The organism is Arthrobacter sp. AK01 (assembly GCF_021109375.1).
In the GTDB taxonomy this organism is placed as follows: domain Bacteria; phylum Actinomycetota; class Actinomycetes; order Actinomycetales; family Micrococcaceae; genus Arthrobacter.
Window position 1 is genome coordinate 20,395 of record NZ_JAJOHP010000063.1, and the last position, 8,000, is coordinate 28,394.

The window sequence follows — 8,000 nt, forward strand, 5'->3', positions numbered from 1 at the left end:
AGCACCGCCGGGTTAACTTGTCCCGGAGCTCAGTCTTCGGGGACAGCATCTCCGTGTCCGGCCGTCCGGAGTGCGGCACGAAGCTTTACTGCCGTGGCATCCATCACTGCGGGGTCCGGGTTGTGGTCTACGTTGTGGACTTCAAAGTCCGCGGTGGAGTAGGCCGGCCACACATGCACATGCAGGTGCTCCACCTCAAACCCCTCCATGAGGACGCCCACGCGCTTGGCGTCGAAGATCTTCTCCTGGACCTTGCCAATGCTCTGGGCGACGTCCATGACTTTGGCCAGGAGTTCCGGGCTGGCATGTGTCCACGAGTCCACTTCTTCGCGCGGCACCACCAAGGTGTGTCCGTGCGTGAGCGGAGCGATGGTGAGGAAGGCGACCACATCCTCGTCCTTCCACACGAAGCGGCCGGGGATCTCGCCATTGATGATCTTGGTGAACAGTGTGCTCATGCGTCTGCCCTTTCCGATGGTTTCTGAAGTGTTGCTGTGTCCAGCACGAAACGGTACTTTACGTCACCGGCAACCATGCGGTCGTAGGCCTCGTTCAGCTGTTCGGCCCCCACGATTTCCACGTCGCTGGTGACTCCGTGTTCCGCGCAGAAGTCCAGCATTTCCTGAGTTTCCGCAATGCCGCCGATCAACGAACCCGCGTAGGCGAGTCGGCGGCGGATGAGCAGGCCCGGGCTGACCGGCGGCATGTCGTCGGCAGGAAGGCCCAGCTGGAACAGCGCCCCATCCAGGCGAAGCGTCCGGAAGTAGGGGTTGAGGTCGTGCGGCGCGGCGACAGTATCAATGATGACGTCGATGCTCCGGTTGGCAGCCTCCATGGCGTCGGCGTCCATGGAGAGAACCACGTGGTCGGCACCAAGTTCCCTAGCGGCGTCGAACTTGGATTCGGAGGTAGTAAACACAGTGACTTCCGCCCCCATGGCCTTGGCGATCTTGACGGCCATGTGCCCCAGTCCGCCCAACCCCACAACGCCTACGGAGTCGCCTTCTTCGACGTCGAAGTACCGCAGCGGGGAGTAGGTGGTGATTCCTGCGCACAACAACGGCGCTGCCGCAGCGGGGTCGAGGGCTTCTGGAACGCGCAGCACGAAGCGCCTGTCAACCACCACCGACGTCGAATAGCCGCCTTGGGTGACCGCGTCACCGTGACGGGGGTCGGCAGCGCCGTACGTGCCGATGTTGCCCCGCTCGCAGTACTGCTCCAGGCCATCGAGGCAGCTCCCGCATTCGCGGCAGGAGTCCACCATGCAGCCGACACCCACCCGGTCACCCGGCGCAAAGTCCTCCACTGCGGTGCCCACGCGGGTTACCCGGCCAACTATCTCGTGGCCAGGGACCAGCGGGTAGGGGGGAATTCGCCACTCCCCCCGCGTCGCGTGCACGTCGGAGTGGCACAGGCCGCAGAATTCAACCGCGATCTCTACGTCGTCCTCAGCAGGTGCACGGCGGGAGACAGTCAAGGGAACCAGGCCACTATCGGGGGACGTAGCGCCATAGGCTGCAGCAAGGGTTTCCTTACCGGTTTCGCTGGTGTTCAGGGTGATGGGTTTGGCAAGGGGCGGGGGCACAGGGCGTCCGGGGGTCATGATCCGACGCTACTCCCGGCAGCTGTGCTTGTGCCACTTGCGCCAGCGTGATCAGGGGCACCCTCAGGGCCCTCGTCAAAAGGATCGCTTCCAACGGCTACGGGATTCGCGGCGTTGTTGGACCATTGCGAGAAGGATCCCGGGAACAATTCCGCCCGGTAACCAGCAATCTCCAGAGCCGCGATCTCGTGGGAAGCCGTCACCCCGGAGCCGCAATACACGGCAATGCGGGCTGACCCATCCACGCCCAGCTCCTCGAAGCGTCGTTTCAGTTCCTCCGCCGGCAAGAAGGTCCCCTCGCCCGTGACGTTTGCCGTGGTCGGTGCGCTCACAGCGCCCGGAATGTGTCCCGCCCGGGGGTCGATCGGCTCCACTTCGCCGCGGTAGCGCTCTCCCGCCCGGGCGTCCAACAGCACGCCGTGGCTGTGCCACTGAGCCGCTTCCTGCTCGGTAATCGCTGGCATGTTGCCCGCGCCCAAGAGGACATCTCCGACGGCGGGAGTCACCTCACCGGATTCCACCGGGTAACCCTCCGCACGCCAGGCCGCCAAACCGCCGTCGAGCAGGTAGACCGAGGAAGCCCCGGCGTTGCGCAGCATCCACCAAACGCGTGCTGCAGCCATGCTGCCGCTGTTGTCGTACGCAACCACTGTGTCGCCGTCGTTGATTCCCCACTTTCGCGCGGTCTCCTGGAAGTGTTCGCGCGACGGCAACGGGTGCCGGCCACGGCCGGGCTGCGCGTGGTCTGCGAGCTCAGTGGGGAGGTCCACGTAAACTGCGCCGGGCAGGTGCCCGGCCAGGTATTCACTATGCCCGTCAGTCCGTCCCAACACCCAGCGGACATCCAGGAGCACAGTGCGCTCCCCGGATTGGAGGCGCTCGTGCAGTTGTGACGAACTGATCAGCGTGGACATAAGTTCTCCTTCGTTCCGGCGGCCGGTCTCCCCGCGCAGCTGCTGGTGCTGCCGCCGCCCGGAATCCAGCCTAGGCTTATCCAGTGAGCAATTCGTGCATTCAGGACAGGGCATGGGCCAGCGAGGCCATCCGCAAGATCGAGGCTGAGAACAACCGCTCGGCGGACACGCACCTTTACGCGGTTCCCCTCCCGGAACATTGGGGGGTCCAGCTGTATCTGAAGGATGAGTCGACCCACCGCTCGGGCAGCCTCAAGCACCGCTTGGCGCGATCGTTGTTCCTGTACGGCCTGGTCAACGGATGGATCACGGAGGGCACCACCATCGTGGAAGCCTCCAGCGGCAGTACTGCCGTGTCCGAGGCTTACTTTGCGCGGCTGATTGGCTTGCCCTTCATCGCCGTCATGACCAAAACCACCAGCCCCGAGAAGATCGCCCTGATCGAGGACTTTGGCGGCGCGTGCCTGTTGGTGGACCATGCTTCGGAGGTCTATGCCGTGGCCGAGGAAACCGCCCAAACGTCCGGCGGCTACTACATGGATCAGTTCACATATGCAGAACGCGCCACAGATTGGCGGGGCAACAACAACATCGCGGAGTCGATTTTCGACCAACTCGCCCTTGAGGAACACCCGATTCCCGACTGGATCGTGGTGGGCGCGGGCACCGGTGGCACCAGCGCGACCATTGGCCGCTACCTGAGGTACAACCGCTACCCCACGCGCCTGGCCGTAGTGGACCCGGAAAACTCCGCCTTCTACCCCGCTTGGCGCGACGGCGACACCGCCGCAGCCACGGGCCTGCCATCACGAATCGAGGGCATCGGCCGTCCAAGGTCTGAACCCAGTTTCGTCCCTGCGGTGATCGACCACATGATCCAGGTGCCCGACGCCGCGTCCGTTGCCGCCATGCGCCATCTCCGCAAGCTCACGGGCCTGCACGCAGGGCCCTCCACCGGGACCAACCTGTGGGGCGTCTGGCAGTTGGTGGCCGGGATGGTGGCTGAGGGGCGTCAAGGCAGCATCGTTTCACTGATGTGCGACAGCGGCGACCGCTATGCAGGCAGTTATAACGACGCCGGCTGGCTGGCGGCCAAGGGCTTGGATCCTTTACCGCACGAAGCAGTCCTGGAGCGGTTCCACAACACGGGGGCTTGGACCGGCTAGACCTCTACTGAGTCGCGCGGCGCAAGGCGTTCGTAGCTGGTCCCGTAGCGGGCGCCGATTCGGGTCACGTGGCCCTCCACGATGCCACGTCCCAGCTCATTGAGCAGTGCGTCATGGACCGGAAACGCCCTGGGAGCGCGGACTGAGATGACGAAGTCCACCACCTCGCCCACCTTGGACCACGGGGCATGGATGGGCACCAGGAGGGTTTTGACGTCAATCCCGTCCGGGACGACGAAGGAGTCCCCCGGGTGGAACACATTTTCATCCACCAAGTAGCCGATGTTCGCCACCACCGGGATTTGCGCGTGGATTACCGCGTGCTGGCCGCCGAACGTCCGCACGCTGAATCCTGCGGCTTCGAAATCAGAGCCGGGCTCCACGGCGTGCACCCGCTCGGCCACGTCGCCATCTTCCCGCAATGCCGTGGCAATACCAGCAGGAGCATGGACTTCCAACGATGGATTGCTCCGCATGGCTGCCAGAACGGCCGGACGGTCTATGTGGTCATTGTGCTCGTGAGTGACAAGTACGGCGTGGGCCCCGCTCAATGCTTCCTCCGATTCGGAAAACGTTCCAGGATCAATGACCAGGACGTTTCCCTCCTTCTCCAACCGGACACAGGCGTGGGTGTACTTGGTGAGCAGCATGTCCTCAGCCTAGGACCACCGGCTGACAGTTTCCAACCCTGCCCTGCTGGTAAAATTGGGGTTTGCCAGCATCCCCACGGAAGTGAGTCTTTCCATGCCACACGGCACCAATTCCGCCACGACCGGCCCTGCGGCGCCGGCCACCAGCGGTGTCAAGGAGCAGCGTGTCACCAAGCAACGCTTGGCCGTCAGCGCCGCACTGGACGAATTGGATGACTTCGTCAGCACCCAGGAGCTATACCGGTTGCTGCAGAACAAGGGCATTTCCGTGTCGCTGGCCACTGCGTACCGCATCCTTCAGTCGTTGGCCGATGACGGACTTATTGATGTCCTCCGCAACGGCGAAGGAGAAGCGGTCTACAGACGTTGCGCTGTCACGGGACACCACCACCACTTGCTGTGCCGCAACTGTGGGAAGGCAGTGGAAGTGGAAGCACCCGCCGTCGAAACCTGGGCTGCACGAACTGCCGCCGAACACGGTTTCACTGAGGTGGCCCACACCGTCGAAATCTTCGGACTCTGCCCGGAGTGCACCGCGAAAAAGGCTGCCGGCAAGCTCTAGAGTGCGCCCGCGGGCTGGTCCCGTGACACTCGGCCGTTAAGCCCCCTGTTGGTCCGGACCCGTCCAATGACCCGGCACACCACGTAGATCAGGAATGACAAGGTGGTGACGTAGGGGCTGATGGGGATCCGGCTGCCGAGGGCCAGGAGGATGCCTCCCACAGTGGCAGTCATCGCGAATACCACGCTCAGCAGCACCACCAGGCGAGGCGAAGTAGTCACGCGCAGCGCCGCAGCCGCGGGGGTGATAAGCAATGCAAGCACAAGCAGCGCACCGACAATCTGGATGGACAGCGCCACGCTGATGCCCAGCAGCACCATGAACCCGATGGCCAGTCCCCTGACCGGAACGCCCCGGGCTTCAGCCATTTCGGGGTCCACGCTGGCGAAGCTCAGCGGCCGCCAGATAGCAGCCAACGCTGCCATCACCACCACCGCTGTCCCGGCAAGAACCTGTAACTGGACGGTGTCCACGGAAACAATCTGACCGGTCAGCAGGCCGAATTTGTTAGCCGCACGGCCCTCATACAGCGCTAGGAACAAGATGCCCAGGCCCAGGCCGAACGGCATGATCACGCCAATGATCGAGTTCTTGTCCCGCGCCCTCACGCCCATGAATCCAAGCAGTACTGCTGCAGCCACCGAGCCAATCAACGAGCCAAAAATGATGTCGGCACCAATCAGCAAAGCAAACGCAGCACCGGCAAAGGACAACTCGGAGATGCCATGGACCGCGAAGGCAAGGTCCCGCTTCATGACGAAAGTGCCAACCAAGCCACCCAGCAACCCCAGTACCGCACCGGCCCAGATGGAGTTCTGGACAAGCACCAGCAACTCGCCATAGTTCTCGAAGTTGAAAATGGTTTGCAGGATGTTGTCGGGATCCACTTAGAATTCCTCCCCGGCATTAGCGTGGGCTTCGTCGTGGAAGTGAGTGGTTGCGTCGGGAAGACCGACGACGACGATCCTTCCGTTGGTGTGGATGACCTCCACATGGCTGTCGTAAAGCTCCGAAAGGACTTCCGTGGTCATGACTTCCTGCGGCGTCCCGACCCGGAACTGGCCGCCGGCCAGATAGAGGACGCGGTCAACATAATCCATCACCGGGTTGATCTCATGGGTCACGAAAACCACTGCGCTGTTGCGCTCATGGCACTGCTTGTTGATCAGCGAACTCACGCCCTGCTGGTGGTGAAGGTCCAGCGAAAGGAGCGGTTCGTCGCACAGGAGAACTTGCGGCTCCGTGGCCAGCGCTTGCGCCACCCTGAGCCGTTGCTGCTCGCCACCGGACAGTTGCCCCACCGGAACCTTTGCGTAGTCCGATGCCCCCACCAACTCCAGCAATTCGTCGACACGCTGGTTGACCTTTCCTGCAGACAGCCGCATGCCCCAGCGATGCCCATCAATGCCAAGGCCCACCAGGTCCCGGGCACGCAAAGGCGTATCCGGAGCGAACGACTTTTGCTGCGGAATGTAGCCGATGCGCTTACTGCCGCGCTCCACGGGGTGACCACCGAGAGTCACTGATCCGGAGTGCAGCTCCTGAAGTCCGAGGAGGACTTTCAGGAAGCTTGTCTTGCCACTGCCGTTCGGGCCAAGGACTGCGAAGAACTCTCCCGGATTAATGTCCAGATCAAGATCCCGCCAAAGCGTCCTCTTGCCGAACTGCAGGCTCCCTCCGCGGAGGCTCACTACCGGTGTCAAAAGTTGTCCTCGATCCACGCGCTCCGGGGAACGCATTCTGATGCCGCTCGTGTTCGCGACTGGGTGGTGGCAGCAAAAGGCCCCGCAGCCATCCCTGAATATCTTAGGACGCGGGCGGGGCCCTTCACCGCAATTTGATGCTGGTAAAGCTACTTCTTCAATGCTGCAGTGACGGCTTCCACGTTGTCCGTCATCCACTGGACGTAGTCCTTGCCGTCAGGCAGGGTCTCCGTGAAATTCACCACCGGCACACCCGCAGCCTCGGCGGCCCGCTTGACGGCTTCGGTCTGGGGTCCTTCGGTCTGTTCGTTGTATGCCAGGAACCGCACGGAGTTGGCACTGACCAAGTCCGTGGTTTCCTTCAATACAGCGGCCGGGACATCGGTTTCCTCTTCAATGGCGGCGCTGTAGGCCTCGGGAGTCTTATTCTCCAGGCCCGCCGCTTCCAGCAGATACAGCGGCACGGGCTCAGTGACCGCTACCGGCGCGTGCTCGTTGGCCGCCTTGACGGCGTCGAGTTTTCCAGTGAGGTCAGTGAGCTTGGCTTTGAACGCGTCGGCATTGGCCGTGAACGTCGCGGCCGATCCCGCATCCAGGCTGCCAAGTTTGGCGGCAACTGCGTCGGCCACCTTGCCCATGGTGGCCAGGCTGTACCAGACGTGTTCGTTGAACTCACCGTGATTGTGCGCGTGGTCCGCATCGCTGTGGGCTTCCTCGCTGTGTCCCTCTCCTTCCGGAGCAAGCCCGGAAATTTCGACTGCGCTGATCATGTTCTCGTGGCCGACCTTGGTTTCATCAGCAATCTTGTGGAGGAACTCGTCATAGCCTCCGCCGTTCTCCACTACGAGCTTTGCCTTGGAGATGACCAACTTGTCCTGGGCAGATGCCTCATAGGAGTGCGGGTCCTGGCTGGTCTTGGTGATGATGGCGCTGACGTTGACTTTATCCCCACCGATTGCTTTCACTACGTCGCCGTAAACATTCGTGGAGGTGACCACCTCGATGGCGCCGGACGATGACGGATTGGTGGCCCCAGCCGTACCGGCACAAGAAGAAAGCAGGAGGGCGGCAATACCTGCGGAAGCGGCCATGGACAGGCGGGCGGCGGAACGACGCACGAGGACCTCGGATCTACTCAAAATGAGAATCAAACACAATTACTGGCAGGTTCCAGTGTAGCCCTAAATAGGAATGATTCCTATTTAGACAAGACTGGGGGGGGGGGGGGGGGGGGGGGGGGGGGGGGGGGGGGGGGGGGGCGGACGGGGGGGTTTTTTTTTGGGGGGGGGGGGGGGGGGGGGGGGGGGGGGGGGGGGGGGGGGGGTGGACGGGGCCGCGCCCGGGCCCCCGCCGGGCGGGGGGGGGGGGGGGGGGGGGGGGGGGGGGGGGGGGGGGGGGGGGG

At 63.1% G+C, this 8,000-nt stretch carries 9 protein-coding genes; 2 read left to right on the forward strand and 7 right to left on the reverse strand.

Features of this window, described 5'->3' with window-relative positions; translation table 11 throughout:
* Positions 1-29: 29 nt before the first annotated feature.
* From LN996_RS18650 to LN996_RS18660, 3 genes are read right to left on the reverse strand one after another with little or no spacing between them, the layout of a single operon-like run.
* A complete protein-coding gene (locus LN996_RS18650; protein WP_231341882.1) occupies positions 30-458 on the reverse strand; it encodes an HIT family protein in 429 nt (142 codons plus the stop codon).
* Entirely contained in the window at positions 455-1,603 is a 1,149-nt protein-coding gene (locus LN996_RS18655; RefSeq protein WP_231341883.1) for an NAD(P)-dependent alcohol dehydrogenase, read from the reverse strand. The genes LN996_RS18650 and LN996_RS18655 overlap by 4 nt, the downstream gene beginning before the upstream one ends.
* On the reverse strand, positions 1,600-2,517 hold the full coding sequence (locus LN996_RS18660; RefSeq protein ID WP_231341884.1) for a sulfurtransferase: 918 nt from the start codon (positions 2,515-2,517) through the stop codon (positions 1,600-1,602). Before LN996_RS18660 ends, LN996_RS18655 begins: the two co-directional genes overlap by 4 nt.
* A gap of 83 nt (positions 2,518-2,600) precedes the next feature.
* Between LN996_RS18660 and LN996_RS18665 the strand changes: the two genes are divergently transcribed.
* Positions 2,601-3,683, forward strand: a complete 1,083-nt coding sequence (locus LN996_RS18665) for a PLP-dependent cysteine synthase family protein (RefSeq protein WP_231341885.1) — start codon at positions 2,601-2,603, stop codon at positions 3,681-3,683.
* Here the strand turns inward: LN996_RS18665 and LN996_RS18670 are convergent.
* On the reverse strand, positions 3,680-4,333 hold the full coding sequence (locus LN996_RS18670; RefSeq protein ID WP_231341886.1) for an MBL fold metallo-hydrolase: 654 nt from the start codon (positions 4,331-4,333) through the stop codon (positions 3,680-3,682). The genes LN996_RS18665 and LN996_RS18670 overlap by 4 nt on opposite strands.
* Positions 4,334-4,427: 94 nt before the next feature.
* On the opposite strand from LN996_RS18670, the gene LN996_RS18675 reads away from it, so the two are divergent.
* Complete coding sequence (locus LN996_RS18675; protein WP_231341887.1) at positions 4,428-4,895, forward strand: Fur family transcriptional regulator; 468 nt, start codon at positions 4,428-4,430, stop codon at positions 4,893-4,895.
* On the opposite strand, the gene LN996_RS18680 is transcribed toward LN996_RS18675, so the two are convergent.
* The 3 genes from LN996_RS18680 to LN996_RS18690 form a co-directional block, all read right to left on the reverse strand.
* Entirely contained in the window at positions 4,892-5,782 is an 891-nt protein-coding gene (locus tag LN996_RS18680) for a metal ABC transporter permease (RefSeq protein ID WP_231341888.1), read from the reverse strand. The genes LN996_RS18675 and LN996_RS18680 overlap by 4 nt on opposite strands.
* A complete protein-coding gene (locus LN996_RS18685) occupies positions 5,783-6,634 on the reverse strand; it encodes a metal ABC transporter ATP-binding protein (protein ID WP_374110809.1) in 852 nt (283 codons plus the stop codon).
* Between the two features lie 113 nt (positions 6,635-6,747).
* Positions 6,748-7,749 carry a metal ABC transporter solute-binding protein, Zn/Mn family gene (locus tag LN996_RS18690; RefSeq protein ID WP_231341890.1) on the reverse strand — a complete coding sequence of 334 codons (1,002 nt, stop codon included), beginning with the start codon at positions 7,747-7,749 and terminating at the stop codon, positions 6,748-6,750.
* Between the last annotated feature and the right edge of the window lie 251 nt (positions 7,750-8,000).

What these genes read in the sequence shown, in the direction of transcription:
- LN996_RS18650 (WP_231341882.1), bottom strand. Translation starts at nt 458, where the DNA reads ATGAGCACACTGTTCACCAAGATCATCAATGGCGAGATCCCCGGCCGC.
- LN996_RS18670 (WP_231341886.1), bottom strand. Translation starts at nt 4,333, where the DNA reads ATGCTGCTCACCAAGTACACCCACGCCTGTGTCCGGTTGGAGAAGGAG.
- LN996_RS18685 (WP_374110809.1), bottom strand. Translation starts at nt 6,634, where the DNA reads ATGCGTTCCCCGGAGCGCGTGGATCGAGGACAACTTTTGACACCGGTA.
- LN996_RS18675 (WP_231341887.1), top strand. Translation starts at nt 4,428, where the DNA reads ATGCCACACGGCACCAATTCCGCCACGACCGGCCCTGCGGCGCCGGCC.
- LN996_RS18660 (WP_231341884.1), bottom strand. Translation starts at nt 2,517, where the DNA reads ATGTCCACGCTGATCAGTTCGTCACAACTGCACGAGCGCCTCCAATCC.
- LN996_RS18655 (WP_231341883.1), bottom strand. Translation starts at nt 1,603, where the DNA reads ATGACCCCCGGACGCCCTGTGCCCCCGCCCCTTGCCAAACCCATCACC.